This is a genomic window from Rhodanobacter sp. UC4437_H4 (assembly GCF_052978425.1).
Genome location: NZ_CM129673.1, coordinates 1896692 through 1920621 on the forward strand (window position 1 = coordinate 1896692; position 23930 = coordinate 1920621).

The window sequence follows — 23930 nt, forward strand, 5'->3', positions numbered from 1 at the left end:
CCTGTCGCGGCAACCCGCGCTTGACGTGCATTTCGTACCGTGAGTGTCGGGAGCGCCTTTCCATGGGCTCCCGAGGAGTGTCCGACGCGCCGGGCCTGTCGATACCGCCAAGCCATGCTGCCGGCGCCACGCGCGGTCAGAAGTCGTAACTGACGCCAAGGCGCACGTAACGAGGCTGGGACTGGGATACTGCCATGCGGTAGGTGGTGTATTCGCCACCGGTCGCGCCGTAGAACGGGTCGGTCTGCGTGGTTACCCGATTGTTGAGCAAGTTGTAGACCATCACGTTGAAGCCCAGCTTCTTGTCGGCCCACAAGGGTCGGTATTCGGCGCTCAGGCTGACGGTGTACTGCCACGGGTTGTGGCCGGCGTCGCCCGGTCGCGACACCTTGCCGGCACACCAGTGGTAATAGGCGCCGTAGCCAAGTCCCGGGTTGGTCTCGTCCAGGCCGTACATGCCAAGACAACTGCGCGGCGCACCGGAAATGATGGCCAGGTTGCCGGACAACATCCACTCAGGCGTCAGCTGGTAGGAGCCATACGCCTTGATCTGATGGCGACGACTGTTGGAGAGTTCGCCGTTGGCGTACTCCATGACCTGCGCATAATCCCAGTCCACCGTGGCGGATACGTCCACCTGACCGATATCCGAACGCACCTGGCCCTCGCTGTTGCCGTAGTTGCGCGAGAACAGGTAGTCAACTTTGCCGAACCACTTGCCGTCAAACGGATGCTCGAGGAACAACTCCAGTCCGTAGTAATGATGACCAGGCTGCTGCCGCCGGCCGACGCAAACGCGTTGACATCATGGGTGGCGGCGGCCGCCACGCTCATGCGCAGCGAAGCCGACGGATTGCGCTCCGGGCGACCGTAGTCGGTGTACAGGTGAGCCTTCGACGACGATTGCGGCGGGCGCCCGCTCGGCTTGAGTGGGCGGGCCTGCTGATGCCGTACCGTCGGCAACAAGCTGGTGGTGCGCAAGGCAGTCGCGGCGGGTGCCGGTGCCTTTTTCCGGGCCTTTGTCGGTGCCGCATAGCGCGGCAGACTGCATCCGGGCGTCAACAGCGACAGGCTGGCGCATCGCGGACGCGATTTGCGTGCGCAAGTATTCATGTTCCCCTCCAGCAAAGGCCCCCCGTGGCCTGGTTCATCACGCATTGGATGCGCATGGAGTGCGCTCCCGACGCACCGACGAACCGGGCGCCATGCTACGGGTCAACCATGCTGTCGCTCTAGGCGATCCTGGCCAGGACTGGCGCTGAAGTCGGCATGAAATTCTCCCGGACGGCGATGCGATGGCGCTGGCGTCACGCACCGGCGCACGGAGGCGACTCCCGGATGATGAGTGCCATCGGCGCGTCGATCACTTGCAAATCGGGTGCAGCCGACGGCTTGAGTTCACCGCGCGAGAGCGAGGCTCGCCACCCGGAGAAAGACGGTCAACTCGCCATCACGTCCGTGCGTCGCTGCCGCCACGGCTGCGTCGATCCCCACCGCACGATGCGTACCCCACGCCGATGCCCAGCGACACGCCGAGCAACTCGCACAGCACGCGCAGGCCGAGGTGCTCCGGATCGTGCATGCCGGCCAGCACCGCTTGCAGCAGGGCGAGCGACTGCAGGTTGGCGTAGTTGAGATAGAACATGTCCCACAGGTCGCCGCTGACGGTGAGCACGCACGCCAGCAGGAACGCCCAGCCGATCTTGCGCGCGGCGCTCCAGCCGCGGCGTCGGCCCAGCCAGTGCAGCGCCAGGAACAGCAGTAGCCCGGCCGCTGCCGAGATCGCGCCGGCCTGCAGGCCGCCGACGATGCCACTGCCCATCCATGATTGGTCGTAATGCACTGCGCTGCCCCTTCGGGATGCCGCGCGCGTGTCCGCCTGCCGCGCGCGCACGCTAGACTGCCGCTCCACCTGTCCGGAGCAGTCTGCATGACTCACGCCGTTTCCGCCACGACGGCCCTGATCGTGGTCGACGTGCAGCCCGACTTCATGCCCGGCGGAGCGCTGGCCTGCCACGACGGCGACGCGATCATCGACGGGATCGACGCGCTGCTGCGCGCGCGCCGCTATCGCCATGTGGTGGCCACGCAGGACTGGCATCCACGCGGCCACGCGTCGTTCGCCAGCTCGCATCCGGGCCGTGCGCCGTTCGACGAGATCACCCTGCATGGCCAGCCGCAGACCCTGTGGCCGGATCACTGCGTGCAGGGCACGGCGGGCGCCGCGCTGCATCCGCAGGTGGACTGGTCGGCGCTGGACGCGGTGATCCGCAAGGGCAGCGACCCGGGCGTGGATTCCTACAGCGGCTTTCGCGAAAACCACGGCCCGCAAGGCACGCGCCCCGGCACCGGCCTGGCCGGCTGGCTGCGCGAGCGCGGCGTGGACGAGGTGGTGGTGTGCGGACTGGCGCGCGACGTGTGCGTGCTGTGGACCGCGCAGGACGCCGTGGCGCTGGGCTTTCGCGCGCGCATGCTGTGGGAGCTCACCCGCCCGGTCACCCCGGCCAGCGACGAAGCCACCCGCGCCGCGTTGCTCGCGCAGGACATCGACGCCCTGTAGGAGCGCACCCTGTGCGCGATGCTCTTCCCACGGATTCGGGGTTCGCAAGAGCATCGCGCGAAGAGCGCGCTGGCATGAAGTTCGCTCAGGCGTCGTTCTCGCCGCGGGCGCGCACCGCGATCGCGCCGTCGTCGTCCACGTCCACCGTCAGCGTGATCGGGCGGCAGCATACCTGGCAGTCCTCGATGTATTGCTGGCTGGGGATCGATGCGTCGAGCAGGATTTCGACGGGCTCCCCGCAGTACGGGCAGTCGATGGTGTGGGGCGTGAGCATGACGTGTCTCCGCGGGTGGCCGGGCCAGTGAAGCACGGCTCCGGGTGACGCGATCGTCAAGCGTGGCGCAACGACCACGCCTGCGGCAGGCCGATCCAGAACAGCGCGTCGCGCTTGCAGCGCGGGGCCAGCTTCAGCAACTCGTTGTCCTTGCTGACCAGCCAGCGCGCACCCGCGGCCTGTGCCAGTTCCAGGAATTTCTGATCGTCCGTATCCCCGCAGCGCGGAAGCGGCATCTCGGGCGACGCCGTGGCCTGATCGTCGGGCAGGCAGTGCACCAGGGCATCGAACGCGGCCTCGACGCCGGGCCGTGCTTCGGCGGTGAGCGGCACCTGCGGATAGTGCAGCACGCGCAGCCATTCGGCGCGGCAGTCGGCGCGCGTCACCGCCTGGATGCGGCCCTCGCGCATCGCCACGTGCAGCGCGGCGGACTGCGCATCGTGGAACAGGAAGATGTCCAGGCACACGTTGGTGTCGAGCACCACACGGGGCACGTTCGGGAATGCGGCGATCATCGGCACATGATGCGGCAAGCGGGTCACGCGATGCACGTGATGCCTCCCCCGCGACACGGACGAGCGGGCTCCGGCTGCGCATGCGGTCGCGGCGACGACCACCGCCGCGACCGCATGTTCCGTCCCGCCGACGCAGGGTTCAGTGCGTGCCGTGTCCGTGGTGATCGTGGGACCGGCCGCGCCCGTGGTGCTCGTCGTGGCCGCGTCCCCACGTCAACCTGACGCGCGTGCTGACGTAGACATCGCCCGGGTCGGCCGGCACCTGGGCGAAGTGCTTGCGGCCGAAGTACAGGCGGGTGCCGTCGCTGGACAGCGTGGCGCGGGTTTCCGCGCCGTCCGCCGTGTTGACCGCGGGATTCTCGATCCGGCCGCGCACCGTCCATGGCGAAGCGGTGTTCGGGCGCGTGGCGTACCAGATGTCCTGGTTGCGCGGATCGGCGCTGGCCCGGTTGCTGCTGAACACGATTTCCAGCCCGTCCCTGCGCACGTTGGGCATCAGGTCGGCGGCATCGGTACTCAGCTCGGCCACGCGCACGCCGGGCCCGAAGCTGCCGTCGGCACGCTGGCGGCTCATGTAGATGTCATGGCCCTTGCTGTCCGGATAGCCGTCGCTGGAGAAGTACAGGAAGGTACCCTGGGCGGTTTTCACTACCGACGGGCTGTATTCCGAACCCTTGGTGTTCGGGCCACCGTCCGCATAGCCGCCCAGATCCACCGGCGTCGCCCAGCCGTGCGCGGGATTCTCGCGGGTCAGAAAGATGTCGCCGGCCGGCGGGCTGCCGGGCGGCGGCGGCGGCATCGCCTTGCAGCCGGTGCAATCCTCGGCGTTCTGCCGCGAGCTGACGAACAGCAGCCACTTGCCGGGCAACGGCGTGGGACAGTAGTCGGCGGCCGTGGGCGAATTCGCCGGTGCGCCGAGGTTGGTGACGTGGTCCCAGCTGCGCATCGCGACATTCCACGTTGCGCGCCAGTTGTCCAGGCCGCCATTGCGGGTGGACATGAAGTACAGGTTGTCCCCGTCCGGCGACTCGATCGGACAGCCTTCGGCGGCCGCGGTGTTGATGCCGGGCGCAAGCTGCGCGTTGCTCCACGCGCCGTAGTGCTGCGCGTAGACATTGGCGGACAGGATGGCGGCGATGGCCAGTGCGCACTGTGGGTACTTGCGGTTCATGGGTCTCTCCTTGCATGGGTGTGGACGACCGCGGAGAAAACCCTTCCCCGCGGACTGGTTGCGCCATGGCGACGCGTCGCTCACCCTGTGCAGGCGCGGGCATCGCGACTGCACGCGAGCGTGCCGGCGAGGGCCGGCGCGCCCAGCTTCGGGGGTGTGGCGCGGCGGGTCTTGAGGCGGCCGCTCGGGAAAGACTGGACTTTGCTTGGATTCCTTGGGAAAACATTGGGGTCGCCCGCAGCACCCGTTTTCGTCCACTCTCGTGCGCTACCCGCCACAGGACGCCATGGACCCGTCAACGCCCGCCCCGCTCGCCTTCGACGACTGCACGATCGACTTCGCCGGCCGGCGTCTGTTGCGCGGGGGCATCGGGCAGCCGCTGGAACCGAAGGCCTTCGCCGTGCTGGCGCTGCTCGCCGGCACGCCCGGCCGGGTCTTCACCCGCGACGAGATACTCGACGCGGTCTGGGGCCACCGCCACGTCACCCCCGGGGTGCTGAACCGGCTGATGACCCTGCTGCGGCATGCGCTTGGCGAGGACGCGAAAGTGGCGCGCTACCTGCACACCGTGCATGGCGTGGGCTACCGCTTCGACCTTCCCGAAGCCACGCCCGACGCGCCGTCACGGGCCGTCCCGGTCCCCGCGTCGCAAGCGCCGACGATGCCGGTGCCGGTGCCGGTGCCGCCCGCCGCGTCACATCCTCCGGTGGCCCGGCGGCGCGCCGGCGACCGGCACGGCATGCCGCGCGCCATGTGGTGGCTGCTGCCGCTGCTGGCGCTGCTCGCGGTGGCCGGCTGGCAGTGGTGGCCGCATGCGCCGAGCGCGCCGAAGCCGGCGCCGGAGCGCAGTATCGCGGTGCTGCCGCTGGTCAACGCGAGCAACGACAAGGGACAGCAGTTCTTTTCCGACGGCTTGTCGGAAAGCCTGATCAACTCCCTTTCCCGCTTCGGCGGGCTGAAGGTGATCGGTCGCGATTCCGCTTTCCAGTTCCGCGGCAGCAGGGACGACAGCCGCACCATCGGCCGCAAGCTGGGTGTGTCCTACCTGCTCAGCGGCAGCGTGCAGCACGTGGGCGACGTCGTGCGCATCAACGCCGCGCTGACCAGGGCCGCCGACGGCAGCACGCTGTGGGCCGAGCACTACGATCGCCCGTACCGGAACCTGTTTGCCCTGCAGGACGAAATCGCGTCCGCGGTCATCGGTGCGTTGCAGGTGAAGCTGCTGTCGCCCGGCGAATCCGTCAGGCATGACGACCGGCCGCCCAGCGGCAGCATCGAAGCCTACAACGCCTATCTGCAGGGCCTGAAGCATTGGCACGACGAGGATTTCCGCCGGGCATCCGAATACATGGCCAAGGCCGTGCAACTCGACCCCGGCTATGCGATGGCATGGGCACACCTGTCGGGATCGCTGAGCACCGTCGCCACGTTCTCGAACGAACCCGCCGAGGCCGCCCGCCAGCACATGAACGAGGCAAGGCGCGCAGCGGACCAGGCGTTGCAATTGGCGCCCGGGCTGGGGGCGGCCCACGCGGCCCGCGCCTACCTGATGGTCTACAGCTTCGACCATCGCGGCGCCCTGGCCGAATGCCGTCGCGCCGTGCAACTGGCGCCGGAGGACGGGACCGTCCTCAATGGCTGCGGTTATGTGTTTGCCCAGGTCGGGAAACTGCGCGAGGCAATCCGGTCGAGGCAGCATCTGCTTTCAATCGAACCGCTGTACATCATCAATTACCAGCAGTACGCGAAGCTGTTGCTGGCGTCCGGCCGGCTGGACGAAGCGGAGAAATACCTTGGCACCGCCGAAAGCCTGCCGCAGACGAACGCGCACTGGCGCTATTCATCCTTGTTCCTGCGCATGGCGGTTGCCCTGGCGCGTGGCGACGCGGTCAAGGCCATGGGCAGCGCGCTGCAAATGCCCGCGAAGTACCGCGACCCGTACACGGCGCTGGCGGCCCAGATCGGGCCGGATCGCGCCGCCGCGGACACCGCGCTGGCGAACGCCCTCGCCGGCAAGGCCGAGGCGAACGCCGATCCGCATCTGATCGCGCAGATCTACGCCTTGCGCGGCGATGCCGGCCACGCCGTGGAATGGTTGCAGCATGCTTCGGCCGCCGATCTGCTGTTCCTGCCGACCGATCCGTTCATCCTGAACCTGCGCGACGATCCGCGCTTCATCGCCTTCTGCGAAAGGATCGGCCTGCCGCCCCCGGGCGAAAGCGAAGCGTTGAGCATCGACCAGATCCGCGCCGCGAACGGCACGCGCAACCGCTGAGGCGCAGGAAGCGCCGGGATCGGCGGCAAACCCGGACCCAGCCGATACAATGCGGGCTTTCCGAGCGGAACCGACGACCATGGCCGAGCGCGCGTTCGACGACTACCTGGCCCGCTCCGGCGCCACCCTGGAAGGCTCGCGCTACGCGGCGTGGCTGGCGATCACGCCGCGCCGCCACGGCTTTCCGGTGTATTACGCGATCTGCGAGAACCGCAGCTTCCGCGACAAGGACGTGGCCGAAGCCGCCGCGGCGAAGGCGCTGGCCGACATGACGGGACTGGAGGCGGACGGCACGCCGATCTTTCCTGAGGACTACACCGGCTTCGACGATTAGGCGGGCCGGACCGGCTCGTGGCGGTGGACGGCGGACGGTGCCCGCCCTACGCCGCGGCGGCCAGGGCGCGCAGCCGTTCCACCGCGGCGGGGATGGCCGCGGGCGCATCGACGGTGAGCATGCGCGGCTCGTCGGCAGCCAGGCCGTTTTCCAGTTCGTGCGCCCAGGTCACGTGGTAGGGCATGTGCACGCCCCAGCCGCCCAGGCGCAATACCGGCTCGATGTCCGAGCGCAGCGAGTTGCCGACCATCGCGAACTGCGCCGGCTGCAGGTCGAACTCGCCGAGCACGCGGCGGTAGGCGGCGGCGTCCTTCTCAGAGACGATCTCGATGCGGCGAAACAGGTCGGCCAGGCCCGATTGCGCCACCTTCTTCTCCTGGTGGAACAGGTCGCCCTTGGTGATCAGCACCACCTCGTACTGCTGCGCCACCGCCTCGACCGCGGCGCGAATGCCCGGCAGCAGTTCCACCGGATGCTGCAGCACGGTCTTGCCCAGCTCGATCAAGGCGTGGATGTCGGCCGCGCCGATGCGCCCGTCCGAGACCGCAATGGCGGTTTCCACCATCGACAACGCCATGCCCTTGGCGCCGTAGCCGAACAGCTTGAGGTTGCGCTGCTCGGTAGCCAGCATGCGCTCGTGCACATCGCGATCGGCCACGTCCACGTAGCGCGCCATGATCGCCGCGAACGCCTCGCCGGCCTGGCGGTAGTAGCCCTCGCTGTGCCACAGCGTGTCGTCGCCGTCGAAGCCGACCAGTTGCAGCATCAGGCGCCCACCCGCGTGCGTACCGCATCCATGTCGCGCACCGGACGGATCTCGATGGCGCCGGTTTGCGACCACGGGAACGACTGCGCGATGCGCACCGCCTCGTCCATGTCGGCCGCCTCGATCAGGTTGAAGCCGCCCAGGTATTCCTTGGTCTCCGCATACGGACCATCGACCACGCTGGTGCGGCCGTCGCGCACGCGCACGGTGCGCGCGGTCCCCGGCGCTTCCAGCTGCTGCGAATCGAGCAACTGCCCCTGCGCGCGCAACGCGTCGGCCTTGCCGAAACAGCTTTTCATGCGGCTGTCGAACTCGCCCTCGGGCAGCGCGTCCAGCAGCTGGTCGTCGCAATAGATCATCACGAGATATTTCATGGCGTCCTCGGCGGGGAAGGCGGGGCGAAGAGGGATAATGCCGCAATGAACACCCGCGCCGATACCTTCAGCGAATTGTCCTGCCGACCGATCGCCTTCGTGCGTTCGCCCTACGCGCAGCGCATCGACGCGCCGCACCAGCCCACCGTGGTGGCCGGCACCGAAAGCGGGGCCGCAGCCGACGCGGTGATCGCGTTCGTGGCGGATTTTCCGGCGGCAGCCTGGCGCGACCTGGCCGGCTTCGAGCGGATCTGGCTGCTGTTCGCGTTCCACCGCAGCGAGGGCTGGAAGGCCGAGGTGCGCCCGCCGCGCGGCGGTGGCAAGCGCAGCGTGCTGGCCACGCGCTCGCCACACCGACCGAATGCGATCGGGCTGTCGGCAGTGGAGCTGGTGGCGGTGGAGGAAGGCGCGTTGCGCGTGCGCGGCGTCGACCTGCTGGACGGCACGCCGATCCTCGACATCAAGCCGTACGTGCCGTACGCGGATGCGTTTCCGGGTTCACGCGCGGGCTGGATCGACGCGATCGACGCGGCGCAGGGCCGGCATTCCGCGCCGGGGCCGCGCAAGCCGCGCACGCGGCCGCGCGGCGGGGACGTCAGCGGCTCATGAGCAGCTGCCGCAGCAGGTGCTGCCGCCGCTGACGTGGATCTGCCGCGGCTCGGACACGCGGCTGGCCTCGTAACCGGCCTCCTGCAGGGCGGTGATGACCTGGCCGGAGGTCAACTGCGCCGCCACGTCGATCTGTCCCGCGACGGGATCGCCGGTGACCTGCGCGTTGGCGTCATGGGCACGCAGGATGGCGGCGATGGCGCCGGTGTCACCGGCAAGATCCTTCACTTGAAACAGCATCGGTACGGTCTCCAGGGTTGAGAGGCGGCACATCCGCCGGTGGCGATGATGGCGGCCGGCACGGCCCGGCGCCCTGACCGGGATCAGGGCAATCCCAGCCGGTGAGACCTGCGCCCGGCAAACTGCCCGGGCCGGCGCGGCTCGCTCCGTCGCCGGCGCCCGATGCATTGGCAGTGGATCGGTTCAGACCTTGGCCGCGCCCGGCACCCCCGTCGGCGCGGCTTTTTTTTCGTTCCGGGGAGCCTCGAACAGCTCGGCTTTTGCCCGTCACTCCAGCGAAAGCCGGGATGACGGACGTTCGAGGGATCTCGAGGTGCCTCAAGGCGGCGTCGCGGCCGCCGGCAACCACGGCGACACGCGCGGGCGCGCCAGCGCGGCGAGCAGTGGCGGGTCGCGCCGGTACACGTCGGGGCGGAAGCCGACCCGGCCGTCCTCGCGCAGGTCCACCGTCCAGTACGCCAGCAGCAGCGGCACCGGCCTGGGCAGCATCACGGTCTGCGTCTTCAGCGTGTCGATCGCGCGGTCGATGCCCGCGCGATTCCACTGCACCGGATCGTCCAGCAGCAGCTCGGCCAGTTCGCGCGGATGTTCCACCCGGATGCAGCCGGAGCTGTACGTGCGCTGCTCGCTGGCGAACAGTTCCTGGTGCGGCGTGTCGTGCATGTACACCGCGTAGTCGTTGGGGAAGCGGATCACCAGCCGGCCCAGCGAATTGCCCGGACCGGCGTCCTGGCGCAGCACGATGCCGCGCGGGTTGGCCCAGTTCACGCTGGCCGGCGACAGCTCGCGGCCCTGGCTGTCCAGCACGCGGATGCGGTTGGCGGCGAGGTAGCCCGGGTTCCTGCGCAGCTTCGGCAGGATGTCGTTCTTCAGGATGGTCGGCGGCACCGTCCAGGTCGGGTTGAGCGTGAGGTAGGTGATCTTCGACTTGAACACCGGCGTGCTGCGATACGGCTTGCCCACCTGCACGCGCGAACGCCATACCGGCTTGCCGTCCTTGTAGTAGGCGACCTGGTAGCCGGCGATGTCGACCACCACGAACTCGCCCTGCAGCTGGTGCAGCAGCCAGCGCGCGCGCTCCAGGTTCGCGCGCAGCTGCTCGATGCGCGTGGTGACCGGCACGTTCAACGCGGCCAGGGTGGCCTTGCCCAGGTGGCCGTCCGCGGCGAGGTAATGTTCGCGCTGGAATTGTTTCAGCGCAGCTTCCAGCGCCGGGGCGTACAGGTCATCCATGCCCTCGCCCACCGCAAAGCCGACCCGTTGCAGGCGCTCGCGCAGCGTCGGCACGCGCGGATCGTGGCTGCCCGGTTTCAGCGTGGGGCCGTCGGCGATCACGGGCCAGCCGCCCTGCGCCGCCACCCCGCGCAACTTCGCCAGCGCCGCACGCAGCTGGGCGTAGTACGGGTGCTGCGGCCGCGCCCGCGCGAACAGCTCGCCGATCGTGCCCTGCGCCAGCGCCTCGCGCACCGCCTGCAGGCCCCGCGCCCGATCGAGCTGGCGCGGGTCGAAGTTCCAGTGCGTGTCCAGCGTGGCCGGATCGACCTTGCCGCGATACAGGTGCAGCAACGCGGTGAAACAGGCGTCGGTGGCCAGCAGGTCGAACTGCGCGCGTTGCTGCGCGGTGGCCTGCGGGTCGTCCAGCACGTGGCGCCGACGTTGCAGTTCGTCCAGCGCGTAGTCCTGCGGGTCGAGGCCGTCGGCGGCCATGCCGCGCAGCGCGGCCAGCAACTGGTCGAGGTCGTCCGGTCGCGTCCATGCCGGCGCGAACCGGTTCTGCTCGTAGAACGCCGCCACCGCGGCGACCGGCGCCGCGGCCGTCGCGCCATCGGCCTGCGCGACGCGCCATTGCTCGATCCGTTCGCGGATCTGCTCGGCCACCGGGCCCGGCAGCGGGGCCACGGCTTGTTCCATGCCGACCGACTCGACTGCGGCCGGCTGTGCAGGCGCCGCGGCGACCGCCAGCCAGCCCAGCAAGGCGGCAGCGCAAACGGCGCGGGAAAAGCCGGACGACATGGAAAGTCCTGTGCGGGAGGATGCGACCAGTCATAGCACAACCGCCGGCCGGCGCAGGCGGGCGCGGCGACCGGTCGCACGGGACAGGTTCTTAACGATCGACTGCTAGCATCGACGCCTGTTCGCGCCCCAAGCCCAAGCCGTCCCGATGAGTCGACTGCGCCTCCTTGCCATCCTGCTGCTGCCGCTCTGTGGTACGGCGCACGCGACCGCGCCGACACTGCGCGACACGCTCAGCAAACTCGCGCCGCAGGCAAATCCGCAGGTGATCGCGCTGGCGCTGGCGGCCACCGACTGCGCTGCGGCGCAAGGCCAGCCGCCGCCCGCGCGACTGGCGGTGATCGACTATTCCCGGCCATCCACCGAGCCGCGGCTGTGGGTGTTCGACCTGGCCCGGCGCAAGCTGCTGTATCAGGAACTGGTGGCGCACGGGCGCAACACCGGCGAGAACCTGGCGAGCAGGTTCTCCAACGCGCCGGAAAGCCGGCAATCCAGCCTGGGCCTGTTCCGCACGCTGGACACCTACGCCGGCCGCAACGGCTACTCGCTGCGCCTGCAAGGGCTGGAGCCGGGTACCAACGACCGCGCACTGGCGCGCGCGCTGGTGATCCACGGTGCGGCCTACGTCAACCCGGCACTGGCCCGCGAGCAAGGCCGCATCGGTCGCAGCTACGGTTGCCCGGCGGTGCGCAGCGCGATCGCGCGACCGCTGATCGACGCGCTCAAGGGCGGCCAGTACGTGTTCTCCTATTATCCCGATGCCAGGTGGCTGGGCGCCTCGCCCTACCTGAAGTGCAGCGGCGGACTGGCGATGACGCCCGCGCTCGGCGCGCCCTGATCCATCCGCACGGTTGCCCTCCCCGCGGAGCGCGCGGCGGGCAACCTCTCACTCGCGAGTCTGCCGCAGGCTCGCGCCACCCTCGTCCGGCGTCACCGGCAGGCGCAGGATCAGCAGCCACAGCAGCACCACCAGCGCGGCCAGCAGCCACGGCAACCAGGCGTGCCCGCGGAACCACCAGATCGTGCCGGCCATCGACAGCGTGACCAGGCCCAGCGCCATCCAGCGCGCGCGCCGCGAAATGCTGCGCTCGCGCTCCCACCGCGCGATCGCCGGACCCAACCGGGGCAGCGAGAGCAGCCAGCGATGCCAGCGCGGCGAGGCGCGCGACCAGCACGCGGCCGTCAGCAGCAGGAACGGCACGGTCGGCATCACCGGCAGCATCAGGCCGATCAGCCCCAGCAACAACGCCACTCCGCCGGCGATGAGCAGCAGCCAGCGCACCAGACCGGTGTGGCGGGGATGCGCGGGGTGCGGGTCGTGTCCACCGCCCTGTTCCGCCGGCTGCCCGCGATCGGACGACTTCACGTTGCGCGCTTCGGCCGGCCTTCGCGGGCCTTGTACAGACGCCGGTCGGCTTCGCCCAGCGCGGCTTCCAGCGAGGCGCCCGGCACCACCGTGGTCGCGCCCATGGTGAAGCCGATCGGCGCAGCGGCGCGATCGGCATCGAGCCGGTCGACCACGCCTTGCGTCAGCTCCTCGCCGGCACCGCGCAGCAACACCAGGAACTCGTCGCCGCCGAGGCGGATCACTGCATCCTGCGGCCGCACATGGTTGCGCAGGAACGTCGCCATGGCCACCAGCACCTCATCGCCGCGCGCGTGGCCATGGGTGTCGTTGACCTGCTTGAAATGGTCCAGGTCGAACACGATGCAGCCCCAGCCCGCGGCCGGGCCGGCCGTCAGCTCGGCCAGGTAGCGGCGATTGAAGCAACCGGTCAGTGCGTCGTGGATCGACCACTCGCGCAACTGGCTCTCCTGGCGGAAGCGCTCGGTGACGTCCAGCGCATGGCCCAGCACGTAGGGATCGTCGCCTTCGACGTCGTCGTCCAGCACGTTGTGGTACTGCCAAACGTGTTCGCTGCCGTCCTTGGCGATCACCTGCAGCATGCCCGTGTCGCTGTCCTTGCGCATGATGCGCAGCAGATATTCGGCGAACCGCGGGCGCTGTTCGGCGCACATGAAATCGGTCAGCGGGCGGCCGATCATCTCGCCCACCGAATAGCCCAGCGACTTGGCCGCCGCCGGGTTCACCGACAGCAGCACGCCCTCGTGGTCGTGCGTGCAGATCAGGCCGGGGCTGTACTGGAACAGCTTGCGGTAGCGGCGGTCGCTGGCCTCCAACGCCGCGATCGCGCGCCGCTGCAGGGTGATGTCCTGGAAAGCGCCGGCCAGCCGCAGCGGGGTGCCATCCTCGGCGCGTTCCACGATGCCGACCGCGCGCACCCAGATCCTCCGGCCAGTGGCGGTGGTCAGTGGCAGTTGCAGATCCCATCCCTCGCCGGTGTCGATGCTCTTGCGCACGGCCGCGTCGATCACCGGCCGCGCCCCCGCATCGTAGAAGCTCACCGCTTCTTCCAGGCTCGGGTGGAAACCCGGCGGCACGTCGTGCAGGCGGCAGGTCTGGTCCGACCAGGTGATCGCCTTGGTGGCCAGGTCCAGCTCCCAGCCGCCGGCGCCGAGCAGGCATCCGGTGCGTTCGAGCAGCGCTGCGTGGGTGCGCCGCTTCGGTTCCGTCTCGCGGGCCGACTCCGGCGGCTGCCGCAGCGACGGTGCCGCGCCGACCGGTGCGGGCTTGTTCCGGTGCGCGATCGGCCGCGTTTCCAGCACCTGTGCCACCGCGCGGGCCAGTTGCCGCAGCGTCTCGTGTTGCCGCTCGTCGAGCGTACCCGGCACGCGATCGAGCACGCACAATGCGCCCGCCTTCGCGCTCTCGCCCGGTCTGATCGGCACGGCAACGAAGCAACGGATGCCCGCCGCGCCGGCAACCAGAGGATCGTCGGCGCAGCGCGGATCGAGCCGTGCGTCGGGAATCGCCAGCACGCCGGAACTCGCCTTGGCCAGCACCCGCAGCACGCTCGGCTCGTCGATATCCGCCGCCGGCCCATGCACGGCGAGCCCGCGGCCGTCGGCATCGACCAGCACGATCAGCGCCAGCGCCCGCCCGCTCGCCGCCGCAGCGCTGCGCACGAGCGCATCGAACAGCGGCTCGGCGCGAGTATCCAGCGCACCCATGGCGCGCAGCGTCGCCAGGCGCAGCGTTTCGTCAGCGTGGTGGGAGGCAGCGGACATACGGGGCGGCAATCGGCTCGCGGGTCAGCACATCGTGTGGCCACCGTAGCAGTCCGCATCTGAATCGGCCACGCACGCGACCGCAGTTTCGGCCGCTGCCGCCACGAAAAAGCCGCCCGGATCGCTCCGGGCGGCTTCGTCATGCCGCCCTCAGGCGACGCCGGTCACTCGGCGCTGCCGTCCAGTCCGCGACGCTCCAGCAGCGGTTCGATCCGCGGCTCGTGGCCGGCGAAATCGCGGAACAGCTGCAGTGCATCCTTGCTGCCGCCCTGCGACAGCAGGGTCGCGCGGAAGCGGTCGCCGTTGGCCCGGGTCAGGCCGCCGTGGCTCTTGATCCACTCGACCGTGTTCGCATCCAGCACCTCGGACCAGATGTAGGCGTAGTAGCCGGCCGCATAGCCGCCCATGATGTGGCTGAAGTACGGCGTGCGGTAGCGCGGCGGCACCGGCGCGTAATCGGTGCCGTTGGCCTTCAGCGCGGCCGCCTCGAACGCCATCACGCCGCCGGCGTCGGGGATCTTGTCCGCGCCGAGCTGGTGCCAGCTCTGGTCGAGCATCGCCGCGCCCAGATACTCGGTGGTGGCAAAGCCCTGGTTGAACTTCGAGGTGGCCAGCACCTTGTCCAGCAGCGCCTTGGGCATCGGCGCGCCGGTCTGGTAGTGCCTGGCGTAGTTGGCCAGCACGCTGGGCCAGTCGGCCCACATCTCGTTCACCTGCGAGGGGAACTCGACGAAGTCGCGCGGCACGCTGGTACCGCTGAAGCGCGGGTACTTCACGTTGGAGAACATGCCGTGCAATGCGTGGCCGAACTCGTGGAACGCCGTGGTCACCTCGTCCCAGGTCAGCAGGGTCGGGCCGCTGGTCGGCTTGGTGATGTTGAGGTGGTTGGCTACCACCGGCAGGTTGCCGGTGAGCCCGGACTGGTCCACGTAGGAGTTCATCCAGGCACCGCCGCGCTTGGACGGGCGCGCGTACATGTCGGCCAGGAAGATCGCCAGCTGGCTGCCGTCTTCATTGTAGACGTCGTACACCAGCACGTCGGGGTTGTAGACCGGCAGGTCGGTGCGCTGCTTGAACTTGAGTCCGTAGAGCTGGCCGGCGGCGTAGAACACGCCGTTCTCCAGCACGTTCTTCATCTCGAAGTAGGGCTTGAGCTGGCTCTCGTCGAAATTGTATTTGTCGGCGCGGACCTTCTCCGTGTAGTAGGCCCAATCCCACGGCTGCAGCGCGAACGTGGGCTGGCCCTTCGCCGCCTGTTCCTTGTCGATCATCGCCTGCAACGCGACGCCTTCGCGCCTGGCGTTGGCGACTGCCGCCGGCGCCAGCTTGCCGAGCATGGCGTTGACCGCTTCCGGCGTTTTCGCGGTCTGGTCGGCCAGCACGTAGGCAGCCCAGGTCGGGTAGCCGAGCATGCCCGCCTTCTCCGCACGCAGCTTCATCACCTGCGACACGATCGCGGTGTTGTCGTACGCGTTGCCGCGGCTGCCGCGGGTAATCGAGGCCTTGTACAGGCGCTCGCGCAGCGCGCGGTTCTCCAACTGCGCCAGCGGCGGCTGGCCGGTGGTGTTGAGCAGGGCGATCACGTACTTGCCATCGAGCCCCTTCGCCTTGGCGGCGGCGGCCGCGGCGTCGATCTGGGCGTCGGTGAGGCCGGCCAGTTCGGCGCGGCTGTCCACCACCAGCGCCGAGTCGTTGACCTCGGCCAGCACGTTCTGGGTGAACTTGGTGCCGAGCCTGGCCAGCTCGCCGTTGATCTGCTTCAGGTGCGCCTTGTCGGCGTCGGACAGCCTGGCGCCGGCCCGCACGAAATCGGTGTGGTAGCGCTCGATCAGCCGCACGCCCTGCGCGTCCAGGCCCAGGCTGGCGCGCGCGTCGTACAGCTTCTGGATGCGCGCGAAGAGCGCCGGGTCCAGCGTGATCGCGTCGCGGTGCGCGGCCAGCTTCGGCGCGTACTCGGCCTGCAGCTTCTTCAGCGCATCGTTGTTCTCGACCCCGGACAGGCTGAAGAACACGGTCGAGGTGCGCTGCAGCACGTCGCCGGATTTCTCCAGCGCGATGATGGTGTTGTCGAAGGTCGGCGCAGCGGGGTTGGCGCTGATCGCCGCCACTTCACGCAGCTGCTCGGCCATGCCGCGGTCGAACGCGGGCGCGTAGTCGCTGTCCTTGATCCTGTCGAACGCGGGGTAGTGCAGCGGCAGCGTGCTTTCGGCGAAGAACGGATTGGCGCGGACGTCGGCAGCCGCCGCGTGGGAGGCGTGTGCGCCGGCGTGCTGCTTGTCCGCCGCGGTGTCGGCATAGGCCGCCATGGAGCTGGTCAACGCGATCGTCATCGCCAGGGAAAGGGTGGGCTTCATCAAGGTCTGCTCGACGTGGGGGAACCCCGATCCTACCCAAAGCCTGCGCCACGCACCCATGACTAAAGCCATGGGTGAACACCGCGAGATCCGCTACAACGGGTCCGCATGCGTGGCGAAGAAAGCCTGCAGGAACGCTTGCCGCGCCGCCCCGTGGTCGACCTCGGTACGGCAATGCGCCGCAATCACTTGGCGCAGCAGTCCGCCAGCGGATTCGCGCACCGCGGGCCAGGGCGGCAGGTCCGCGCCGTTGGGATCGCCGGTCTTGATGAACTGTGCAAAGTAGCCTTCCATCGTGGCGGACGCGGCGCGGTCGGCAGCCGTCCACGCGTAGACCGGATTGCCCGCCAGGTTGCCCAGCGCGTACTCGATCTCGCCGCTGTGCACGGCGCCGGGATCGGGCGTTTCACCCGGCGCCGGCGCCAGCTTGGCCGGGCGCGGCTGGTCGAAATAATAGAAATACACCGGCGCGCCGCCGTGGCGGAGCTGCAGGTCCATCCAGCGCCAGGTGGTGTGCGCGATGAACATGTCGCCGGCCAGCGCGGTGGCGGAGGATTTCACCTGCGTCGCGTCGTCGCCGGGGTACAGCGCCAGTGCGTGCGCCGCCTGCGTGCCGAACAGCCGCCTCAGCGCTGCGCGGTAATTGGCCGGGGTCGGCGGCTGATCTTTCAGGATCGCGGTGTAATGGTCCTCCTGCGAATTGCTCCCCAGCAGCAGCGGCACCGGCGCCTGCCCGCCGCGGGCCATGGTGGCCGCGGGCGGCTCGCGCAGGAACCAGCCGTCGAGATTCGCGTCGGCGTCGCCGTGCTGCTCGCGCGTGGCCTGCAGCAGGCGGTCGGCCGGCAGCGCACGCAGCGCGGTCAGCGAGTCGGCGCCGAGACGCTGCGCGAACGCCTCGCCGCGGCGCTCCATCGTCGCCAGCGGCACCGGCGCGATCGGCGCGATCAGGGCGCCGCTTTCGCCGATCGCGCGGGCAAACAGCCCGCGCGACAGCGGCGAGGTCATCAGCGCGCTCACCGCGATCGAACCGGCCGACTCGCCGGCGATCGTCACCTGCGCCGGGTCGCCGCCGAAAGCGGCAATGTTGTCGCGCACCCAGCGCAGCGCGGCGACCTGGTCGAGCAAGCCGTAGTTGCCCGCCGCGTGCTGCGGCGATTCGGCGGCGAGGGCCGGAGTGGCGAAGAAGCCGAATACGCCCAGGCGATAGTTCACCGTCACCGTGACGATGCCGCGGCTGGCCAGGCTGGCGCCGTCGTAGCGCGGCTCCGAGCCGTCGCCGGCAACGAACCCGCCGCCGAAGAAATACACCAACACAGGCAGCCTGGCGGTTGCGCCTGCAGGCTTCCACACGTTGAGGTAGAGACAGTCCTCGCCCATGCCGGCGGAGCGGAACCGCATGTCGCCGAACAGCGGCAGCTGCATGCAGCGCGGGCCGAAGCGCGTCGCCTGGCGCACGCCGCTCCAGGCCGGAGCGGGTTGCGGCGGTTTCCAGCGCAGCGGACCGATCGGCGGCGCCGCGTACGGAATACCCTGGAACTCTTCCAGCGCCATGCCGTTCGCCTTCGCAAGCTTGCCTTCGATCCTGCCATCGGCCAGTGACACGCGAGGCGGAGGCAGCGGGGCAGCGGCGTGAGCCGCGAAGGCGGCGAGGCCGATCACCCCGGCGAGGACGCTGGCGAGCAGGCGCGCCTTCCGCGGCGCGGGTGATGCAGTCGGATCGAACATCGTGGCGGCCCGTGAATACCTGCCTTGCAGCCTAGGCGCCGGCCTGGTCGATGTCATCCCTGGGCGCAGCGCCTCAGACCTCGTCCGCGCCGCACACATCCATCGCAACCGGCTTGGCGCAATCGGCCTGCACGGCGACCGCGGGTGCGGCACGGCGCGCGCTGGCCTGCTGCGACGACGACGGGCTGGCGGCCAGCATTGCCCCCATCACCAGCACGCAGACGCTGGAGCAGGCAACGAACAGCATGGTCAGAAAGATGGATTCGAATTTCATGACGCGTTCTCCGATTGAACAGAAAGTCCCTGTGCTGTCCATAGAGCAATCGCCGTGCCAACCCGAAAATTTGTTCCAAGCTTTTGATTTACTTTATGTTTGATGTCGATTGCCGCTGCGGACGGCTGTCCGCGGACAGCGTCGCCCGTGCGGCCGGACAACGGTTCAGCCCGCTGCGTCCGCGAGGTTGCACACGGGCGCACCGGCCAGTCACACTCCATTAACATACCGCTTAGTACATTATCCCCATGTCGTGAGACACGCTTCCCACCGTGCGGCGAGGCTCCCCCTCCTCCTCCGCACCCGACACAGATGGACCCCCAACCCGCAGACTCCCCTCTGCGGGTTTTTTTTCGTGCCTGTGCCGCTACTCGCCCGGTGCGTACTTTTCGTGCAGCGCCACCGGCGCCACCGGGCGCTGCGTGCGCCGGCGGATCGCCAGGTTGATCAGCTCCACGAACACCGAGAACGCCATCGCCGCGTACACGTAGCCCTTCGGAATGTGCTGGCCGAAGCCGTCCGCCATCAGCACCAGGCCGATCATGATCAGGAAGCTCAACGCCAGCACCTTGACCGTGGGGTGGCGCTCGACGAACTCGCCCAGCGGCCTGGCGAACATCAGCATGAACACGATCGAGGCCAGGATCGCGGTGACCATCACCCAGCGCTGATCGACCATGCCCACCGCGGTGATGATCGAGTCCAGCGAGAACACGATGTCCAGCAGCATGATCTGCACGATCACGCCGCCGAAGGTGGCCGTCGCCGCGGCCGCGCCGCCGGTGCTGACGTGCTCGGTGGCGCCCTCCAGCTTCTGGTGGATCTCGTGGGTCGCCTTGCCGATCAGGAACAGGCCGCCGCCGATCAGGATCAGGTCGCGCCACGAGAACGCGTGGCCGAACAGCTCGAACAGCGGCGCGGTGAGTCCGACGATCCAGGCAATCGCCAGCAACAGGCCCAGCCGCGACACGGCCGCCAGCATGATGCCCAGGCGCCGCGCCTTGTCGCGTCGTTCCGGCGGCAGCTTGCCGGCCAGGATCGAGATGAAAATGATGTTGTCGATGCCCAGCACCAGCTCGAGCGCGGTCAGCGTGGCGAGGGCGATCCAGATTTCGGGGTTGGCCAGTTGTTCCATGGGTGGTCTCTATCGAAGGGGCGCCGGCCGGAAAGCATCCTGGCCCGCGGAAACGGCGAAGGCGCGCAAGCGCGCTTCACGATGGGTTCTGGACGCCAAAGGGCGGGTTGATGCTCCGGTGAGGCTCTGGGGCCACGGCGGAAAGGCATCTTTGCAGGACGCACCTTCGCCGTGGGACGGCGAAGGTCTTGCTCGCAAATGGCTGTGCCATTTGCTGCTGCACCGGGGCGCAAGGCCCGTCATGACGGCGACAGCGATCGGGAGCTACTCCCCTTCAGCGGTCGATGCTAGCACAGCCTCGGCGCGTGACCACGCCGGGCGGCCGGCGTCAACCGGCCGGATGCGCCAGCGCAAAGTCGATCGCTGCCACCACCGCCGCCACCTGGGCGTCGTTGCATTGCGCGGGCGTGGCGCGCGGGCTGTCGGGGTAGACCTCGGTGGTGGTCTTGAACGGCGCGGCGGTGATGCCGGCGCACAGGCCGAGCCGGCCGTAGTCGTATTCGATCACGCCATGCGCCACCACCGGCGAGCCGATGATGGTGCCGTCGGGGTCGGCCGGCGCGATATGGGTGACCTTGGCCACCGCGGCAATGATCGCCTGCTGGAACGCGGGCTGCGGCTGCGCGCTGTCGGCGCACAGGTAGAAGCCATCGGGAATCGTGCCGGGTTCGAACGGCTTGCCGTCGCGGGCCGCCAAGGCCGGGCGGAACTCGGCCTCGTCGCTGTCGGTAGTTTCGTGCAGATCGATGTGCATCAGCACGCGCTCGCGCAGCGGCGCCACCAGCGCCATCAGCGCGGCCGATTCCTGTGCCGGGCTGTGCGCATGGAACGAGCGGTTGGGATCGAGCGCAGCAGCATTCCAGCGCTGGATGCGTTCGTAGCCCCACGGGCTCACGCACGGCACCACCAGCAGGTTGGCCCGGCCGGCGAGGTCTGCCGCATGCTGCTCGGCGAATTGCAGCGCACCGTGCACGCCACTGGTTTCGTAGCCGTGGACGCCGCCGGTGACCAGCATCACCGGCAGCTCGTCGCGCCAGAATGCACTGCGCAGGGCGTACAGCGGATGGCGTGCGTCGGGATAGGCCAGCTCACCGTACGGTGCCACCGCCCAGTGCGCGCGCAGCGCGTCGATCCGGCGCAACACGTCATCCGCGTAGCTGCGCTGCACGCGCTGGCGCGAGCGCCATGTCTCGCGTTCGGCCTCGCCCCAGGGCTGGAGCGCCGTGCCTACGGGATAGAAGCTGGACTGGTTCATCGTGGTTCCGTGCGTGGACGACGGGAAGCCGGCGGCCGCGCCGCCGGTCCCGATGACCTGGGGACGCTTACTTCGCGCCGCCGTTCGCGGCACCCTTGGCCGGCAGCGGTTCGAGGTTGAAGCTGATCGTGGTGAGCTTGGCGTCCAGACCCTGCACGACGTCGCTGGTCAGGTCGTTGCTGGTGTTGCCGCCGAGCACCGCGTCGCGGTTGAGCAACAGGCCGCACTGGTGCTTCTTGTAGCTGGCGGCAACCACCGGCTGCGCTTCCTGGCCGATCCGCTGCATCACCTTGGCGCGGGTGAGCTGGATGCGCTCGTTCTGCTCGCCGGCCTGCGACTGGAAGGTCTGCATGCGCTGCTGCAGCGCCGCGCCCTGCTGCTTGCGCTGGTCCTCGGTGAGCGAGGCGGCCTTTTGCTGGAAGGCCTGGATGTCCGCATCCAGCGGCTTGCGCTGGTTCGACAACTGGCTGTTCGCCTGCTCGGCCAACTGGCCCAGCCGCTCGCTGGCGGCCTTGCCGACCTTGGACTGCGCGAACACGGCCTCGCGCGAGAGCATGCACACGCCGGCCACCGCGTTGCCGCCGAGCTCGTCGGCGGCTTGCGCGCTCTGGGCGTGCGCCCCCTGGACGGGAACGACGGACAAACCGGTGGCGAGGGCGAGCGCGGCAGCGAGCGTGAGACGAGGCAGGTTCATGGTGGCGGTTCCGGATGAATTGAGGTCACGAGTTCAGCCGACCACATGCCGGCTGCGTGGTTCCCCAGCATAGCCGATCGCGCGCGCGTCGCGATTCAGCGCCCGTTCGGGGCGCCCCGCGGCGGCGCCGCCACGCTCCGGTTGGCTGCACGCACCGCCCGCACGAAGCCGTCGAACGGAATGTCGGTGATGCCGACCAGGCCGATGTGGCTGTTCTCGCCGTCGAGCAGACGACCGGCGAGCGGCTGATCGGCGTACTCGAACCAGTGCGCGCCGACCACCAGCGGGTTCGTCGTGGCGGCGGCGAGATAGCGCGCGTAGGCCGCGCCGCGTGCGGCCTCGTCGGCCACCGGCACCACGCCCGCACCGAACGGGCCGCGGTCGTTCGATCCGAAATGGAATTCGCCGAGCAGCACCGGCCGATCCAGCGTCCGCATCAACGCCATGTCGACGTGATGCTGCGGCAGGTCGGCATAGGCGTTGAAGCTGACCACGTCGCAATACCGCGCGCAGGCGGCGACGGCCTCGGGCGTGTACACCGCGAAGCGTCCGCCCAGAAACAGGTGATGCGGATCGTGGCGGCGGAGCGCCGTGGCCACGATGCGGAAATAGGCGTCGGCGTAGCGGCGCAGCCAGTGGCCGTAGTCGCGGGCGAGTGCCGGATACGCCTCGTTCGGCGCCGGCGCCGCATAGCCGGTGGCCTGCAGCGCATCCCATGAACGCAGCTCGATGCCCCAGGCTTCACCCAGCGCCTGCGGCGTGGCGTACTGCTGGCGCAGCATCGCGACGAAAGCCTGCTTGGCCGGGCTTCGCGCGTCGCCGGCGAGCGTGCCCCGCGCCAATCCCCAACGCCCTTGCGGCCCTTCGCCGGCCCACGCCAGCTCGTTGTCGGCGAAGTAGCCGAGCAGCCACGGATCGTCGGTCACACCCGCGCTGGCCTTCGCTACCGCCGCCTCGGTGGCGGCGGCAAAGCGCGGGTCGAACGGATCGGGCATGCGGCCCCAGTAGTCGTAGCCGCTGGCGACGTCGGCATAGTCGCCGGCGATGTTGATCGAACGCGTATACGGCAGGCGATGCGCGGCACCCAGCGCGGCATCGCTCCAGTTGCCGAGGGTGTTGAAGCCCCAGGCCTGCAACCGATCCAGCGTGCGCTTGCGCCAGGCGGCCAGCCAGTCGCTGCCGTCGATCCGGTGGAGATTGGCTGCGTAGAAATCGAACCAGCGGCCGTGGTTGTACGCGATGCCCTGGCTGGCGCCCTCGCCCGGGCGCCGGCTGTCGCCGCGTCCGTAAAAGGCCGCCCATTCGCCGCGATCGGGCGGCAGGTCGTCGAACATGAACTCGCGACTCTCCACGTAGCTGCGCCCGCCGCCGGCGTTGACCGCATTGACGCCCAGCGAGAAGAACGCGTGGCCGTCGGGCGTCACCAGCCACCAGCGACCGCCCCGCTTTTGCACGTGGAACCAGCCCGTGCGATCCAGCGTCTGGCCTGGCTGTCCACCGTAGGCATCGGCGGCCGGGGTTGCGCTGCCCGCATCCGCGTGCACCGCCGCGCGCAACGCGGCATCGGAGCCGATCTTCTCCGGCCACTGCGCGCGGGTGGATTGCCCGTAACGATCGACGATGCCGGCGTAGGCCGCGTGCACGGTCGGCTCACCCGGCCGCGTGCTGATGCCGCCGAGCAGCAGTGTCTGTTCCGCTTGCGGCGAGGGGATGCCGAGGCGGATGGCTTGCACGCGGCGCCGGTCCAGCGCGCCACGCACGGTGGTCGCCAGCAACACCTTGTGACCACCATCATCGAACGGCATCGGCGGGCCGACCTGCATGCCCTGCGCGCGCGGCGAGCTGGCGCGCAGCGGCACCACCAGCGTCTGCGCCGGTCCCGGCGGCAAGCCCACGCGCGCCTGCAGGCGCCGGCCGGCGCTGTCGATCTCCACATCGAGCGTGACCGCCCACGGCATCGCGTTCTGCACGCGCAGGTGCAGCTCGCCCTGGTCCGACCAGTCCCACGTCCCGCTGCGCGGCACGAGCACGATCGACGGCTGCGCCGCCGATGCGAAGGTGTAGCGGCGCTGGGCCACGCCGTCGGCGGCATGCTCGACACCGCCTACCCGTCGCACCTGCTCCAGCTGGAGGGTGCCGACGACCTCGCGGCGCGCCGCATCCATGCCCGCGGCATGGCCGGCGCCCAGCAGGGCCAGGCCGAAGCAAGCCATCCACACACGCACGTTCATCG

The 23930-nt window shown here is 69.4% G+C and carries 23 protein-coding genes; 5 read left to right on the top strand and 18 right to left on the bottom strand.

Annotation, left to right across the window (positions count from 1 at the left end):
* Positions 1-136: 136 nt before the first annotated feature.
* Both ACVCL3_RS08830 and ACVCL3_RS08835 read right to left on the bottom strand, forming a co-directional pair.
* A complete protein-coding gene (locus ACVCL3_RS08830; RefSeq protein ID WP_447101031.1) occupies positions 137-745 on the bottom strand; it encodes a hypothetical protein in 609 nt (202 codons plus the stop codon).
* A gap of 705 nt (positions 746-1450) precedes the next feature.
* Positions 1451-1822: a hypothetical protein gene (locus tag ACVCL3_RS08835; RefSeq protein ID WP_447101032.1), complete on the bottom strand. Its 372-nt coding sequence runs from the start codon at positions 1820-1822 to the stop codon at positions 1451-1453.
* 108 nt (positions 1823-1930) lie between these two features.
* Between ACVCL3_RS08835 and pncA the strand changes: the two genes are divergently transcribed.
* Entirely contained in the window at positions 1931-2560 is a 630-nt protein-coding gene (gene pncA, locus ACVCL3_RS08840) for a bifunctional nicotinamidase/pyrazinamidase (protein WP_447101033.1), read from the top strand.
* Between the two features lie 85 nt (positions 2561-2645).
* On the opposite strand, the gene ACVCL3_RS08845 is transcribed toward pncA, so the two are convergent.
* The 3 genes from ACVCL3_RS08845 to ACVCL3_RS08855 form a co-directional block, all read right to left on the bottom strand.
* Entirely contained in the window at positions 2646-2834 is a 189-nt protein-coding gene (locus ACVCL3_RS08845; protein ID WP_395116116.1) for a CPXCG motif-containing cysteine-rich protein, read from the bottom strand.
* A 56-nt stretch (positions 2835-2890) separates the two neighbouring features.
* Positions 2891-3349 carry a putative toxin-antitoxin system toxin component, PIN family gene (locus tag ACVCL3_RS08850; RefSeq protein WP_447101513.1) on the bottom strand — a complete coding sequence of 153 codons (459 nt, stop codon included), beginning with the start codon at positions 3347-3349 and terminating at the stop codon, positions 2891-2893.
* Positions 3350-3488: 139 nt separating this feature from the next.
* Positions 3489-4520 carry a hypothetical protein gene (locus tag ACVCL3_RS08855; protein ID WP_447097384.1) on the bottom strand — a complete coding sequence of 344 codons (1032 nt, stop codon included), beginning with the start codon at positions 4518-4520 and terminating at the stop codon, positions 3489-3491.
* A gap of 286 nt (positions 4521-4806) precedes the next feature.
* On the opposite strand from ACVCL3_RS08855, the gene ACVCL3_RS08860 reads away from it, so the two are divergent.
* Entirely contained in the window at positions 4807-6795 is a 1989-nt protein-coding gene (locus ACVCL3_RS08860; protein ID WP_447101034.1) for a winged helix-turn-helix domain-containing tetratricopeptide repeat protein, read from the top strand.
* A 79-nt stretch (positions 6796-6874) separates the two neighbouring features.
* Positions 6875-7129 (top strand): hypothetical protein, encoded by a 255-nt coding sequence (locus tag ACVCL3_RS08865; RefSeq protein WP_395116110.1) that lies wholly within the window; start codon positions 6875-6877, stop codon positions 7127-7129.
* 46 nt (positions 7130-7175) lie between these two features.
* Here the strand turns inward: ACVCL3_RS08865 and ACVCL3_RS08870 are convergent, their stop codons facing one another.
* Positions 7176-7895 (bottom strand): HAD family hydrolase, encoded by a 720-nt coding sequence (locus ACVCL3_RS08870; protein WP_447097387.1) that lies wholly within the window; start codon positions 7893-7895, stop codon positions 7176-7178.
* Positions 7895-8269 (bottom strand): YciI family protein, encoded by a 375-nt coding sequence (locus ACVCL3_RS08875; RefSeq protein WP_447101035.1) that lies wholly within the window; start codon positions 8267-8269, stop codon positions 7895-7897. Before ACVCL3_RS08875 ends, ACVCL3_RS08870 begins: the two co-directional genes overlap by 1 nt.
* Positions 8270-8314: 45 nt before the next feature.
* On the opposite strand from ACVCL3_RS08875, the gene tsaA reads away from it, so the two are divergent.
* Positions 8315-8878 (top strand): tRNA (N6-threonylcarbamoyladenosine(37)-N6)-methyltransferase TrmO, encoded by a 564-nt coding sequence (gene tsaA, locus ACVCL3_RS08880; RefSeq protein WP_447101036.1) that lies wholly within the window; start codon positions 8315-8317, stop codon positions 8876-8878.
* On the opposite strand, the gene ACVCL3_RS08885 is transcribed toward tsaA, so the two are convergent.
* Both ACVCL3_RS08885 and ACVCL3_RS08890 read right to left on the bottom strand, forming a co-directional pair.
* A complete protein-coding gene (locus ACVCL3_RS08885) occupies positions 8873-9118 on the bottom strand; it encodes a hypothetical protein (protein ID WP_395116102.1) in 246 nt (81 codons plus the stop codon). The two genes, tsaA and ACVCL3_RS08885, sit on opposite strands and share 6 nt — an antisense overlap.
* Before the next feature lie 318 nt (positions 9119-9436).
* Positions 9437-11131: a L,D-transpeptidase family protein gene (locus ACVCL3_RS08890; RefSeq protein ID WP_395116100.1), complete on the bottom strand. Its 1695-nt coding sequence runs from the start codon at positions 11129-11131 to the stop codon at positions 9437-9439.
* Between the two features lie 148 nt (positions 11132-11279).
* Between ACVCL3_RS08890 and ACVCL3_RS08895 the strand changes: the two genes are divergently transcribed.
* Entirely contained in the window at positions 11280-11969 is a 690-nt protein-coding gene (locus ACVCL3_RS08895; RefSeq protein ID WP_395116098.1) for a murein L,D-transpeptidase catalytic domain family protein, read from the top strand.
* Between the two features lie 48 nt (positions 11970-12017).
* Here the strand turns inward: ACVCL3_RS08895 and ACVCL3_RS08900 are convergent, their stop codons facing one another.
* The 9 genes from ACVCL3_RS08900 to ACVCL3_RS08940 form a co-directional block, all read right to left on the bottom strand.
* Positions 12018-12497 carry a YbaN family protein gene (locus ACVCL3_RS08900; protein ID WP_447101037.1) on the bottom strand — a complete coding sequence of 160 codons (480 nt, stop codon included), beginning with the start codon at positions 12495-12497 and terminating at the stop codon, positions 12018-12020.
* The gene (locus ACVCL3_RS08905) at positions 12494-14260 is read right to left on the bottom strand and encodes a sensor domain-containing diguanylate cyclase (protein ID WP_447101038.1); all 1767 of its coding nucleotides are present in this window, start codon (positions 14258-14260) and stop codon (positions 12494-12496) included. Before ACVCL3_RS08905 ends, ACVCL3_RS08900 begins: the two co-directional genes overlap by 4 nt.
* A 164-nt stretch (positions 14261-14424) precedes the next feature.
* Positions 14425-16614, bottom strand: coding sequence for a M3 family metallopeptidase (locus tag ACVCL3_RS08910; protein ID WP_447097393.1), 2190 nt, complete (start codon positions 16612-16614; stop codon positions 14425-14427).
* Between the two features lie 93 nt (positions 16615-16707).
* A complete protein-coding gene (locus ACVCL3_RS08915; protein WP_447101039.1) occupies positions 16708-18339 on the bottom strand; it encodes a carboxylesterase/lipase family protein in 1632 nt (543 codons plus the stop codon).
* 73 nt (positions 18340-18412) lie between these two features.
* A complete protein-coding gene (locus tag ACVCL3_RS08920; protein WP_395116088.1) occupies positions 18413-18613 on the bottom strand; it encodes a hypothetical protein in 201 nt (66 codons plus the stop codon).
* 367 nt (positions 18614-18980) lie between these two features.
* Entirely contained in the window at positions 18981-19748 is a 768-nt protein-coding gene (locus ACVCL3_RS08925) for a TerC family protein (RefSeq protein ID WP_447097395.1), read from the bottom strand.
* 328 nt (positions 19749-20076) lie between these two features.
* Positions 20077-21003 carry a M14 family metallopeptidase gene (locus ACVCL3_RS08930; protein WP_447101040.1) on the bottom strand — a complete coding sequence of 309 codons (927 nt, stop codon included), beginning with the start codon at positions 21001-21003 and terminating at the stop codon, positions 20077-20079.
* A gap of 67 nt (positions 21004-21070) precedes the next feature.
* Positions 21071-21697, bottom strand: a complete 627-nt coding sequence (locus ACVCL3_RS08935) for an OmpH family outer membrane protein (protein ID WP_395116082.1) — start codon at positions 21695-21697, stop codon at positions 21071-21073.
* Between the two features lie 95 nt (positions 21698-21792).
* On the bottom strand, positions 21793-23928 hold the full coding sequence (locus ACVCL3_RS08940) for a beta-agarase (protein WP_447101041.1): 2136 nt from the start codon (positions 23926-23928) through the stop codon (positions 21793-21795).
* Positions 23929-23930 lie beyond the last annotated feature (2 nt).

Coding starts and splice junctions, on each gene's coding strand:
- ACVCL3_RS08835 (WP_447101032.1), bottom strand. CDS start 1,822: ATGGGCAGTGGCATCGTCGGCGGCCTGCAGGCCGGCGCGATCTCGGCA.
- pncA (WP_447101033.1), top strand. CDS start 1,931: ATGACTCACGCCGTTTCCGCCACGACGGCCCTGATCGTGGTCGACGTG.
- ACVCL3_RS08845 (WP_395116116.1), bottom strand. CDS start 2,834: ATGCTCACGCCCCACACCATCGACTGCCCGTACTGCGGGGAGCCCGTC.
- ACVCL3_RS08850 (WP_447101513.1), bottom strand. CDS start 3,349: ATGATCGCCGCATTCCCGAACGTGCCCCGTGTGGTGCTCGACACCAAC.
- ACVCL3_RS08855 (WP_447097384.1), bottom strand. CDS start 4,520: ATGAACCGCAAGTACCCACAGTGCGCACTGGCCATCGCCGCCATCCTG.
- ACVCL3_RS08860 (WP_447101034.1), top strand. CDS start 4,807: ATGGACCCGTCAACGCCCGCCCCGCTCGCCTTCGACGACTGCACGATC.
- ACVCL3_RS08865 (WP_395116110.1), top strand. CDS start 6,875: ATGGCCGAGCGCGCGTTCGACGACTACCTGGCCCGCTCCGGCGCCACC.
- ACVCL3_RS08870 (WP_447097387.1), bottom strand. CDS start 7,895: ATGCTGCAACTGGTCGGCTTCGACGGCGACGACACGCTGTGGCACAGC.
- ACVCL3_RS08875 (WP_447101035.1), bottom strand. CDS start 8,269: ATGAAATATCTCGTGATGATCTATTGCGACGACCAGCTGCTGGACGCG.
- tsaA (WP_447101036.1), top strand. CDS start 8,315: ATGAACACCCGCGCCGATACCTTCAGCGAATTGTCCTGCCGACCGATC.
- ACVCL3_RS08885 (WP_395116102.1), bottom strand. CDS start 9,118: ATGCTGTTTCAAGTGAAGGATCTTGCCGGTGACACCGGCGCCATCGCC.
- ACVCL3_RS08890 (WP_395116100.1), bottom strand. CDS start 11,131: ATGTCGTCCGGCTTTTCCCGCGCCGTTTGCGCTGCCGCCTTGCTGGGC.
- ACVCL3_RS08895 (WP_395116098.1), top strand. CDS start 11,280: ATGAGTCGACTGCGCCTCCTTGCCATCCTGCTGCTGCCGCTCTGTGGT.
- ACVCL3_RS08905 (WP_447101038.1), bottom strand. CDS start 14,260: ATGTCCGCTGCCTCCCACCACGCTGACGAAACGCTGCGCCTGGCGACG.
- ACVCL3_RS08910 (WP_447097393.1), bottom strand. CDS start 16,614: ATGAAGCCCACCCTTTCCCTGGCGATGACGATCGCGTTGACCAGCTCC.
- ACVCL3_RS08915 (WP_447101039.1), bottom strand. CDS start 18,339: ATGTTCGATCCGACTGCATCACCCGCGCCGCGGAAGGCGCGCCTGCTC.
- ACVCL3_RS08920 (WP_395116088.1), bottom strand. CDS start 18,613: ATGAAATTCGAATCCATCTTTCTGACCATGCTGTTCGTTGCCTGCTCC.
- ACVCL3_RS08925 (WP_447097395.1), bottom strand. CDS start 19,748: ATGGAACAACTGGCCAACCCCGAAATCTGGATCGCCCTCGCCACGCTG.
- ACVCL3_RS08930 (WP_447101040.1), bottom strand. CDS start 21,003: ATGAACCAGTCCAGCTTCTATCCCGTAGGCACGGCGCTCCAGCCCTGG.
- ACVCL3_RS08935 (WP_395116082.1), bottom strand. CDS start 21,697: ATGAACCTGCCTCGTCTCACGCTCGCTGCCGCGCTCGCCCTCGCCACC.
- ACVCL3_RS08940 (WP_447101041.1), bottom strand. CDS start 23,928: ATGAACGTGCGTGTGTGGATGGCTTGCTTCGGCCTGGCCCTGCTGGGC.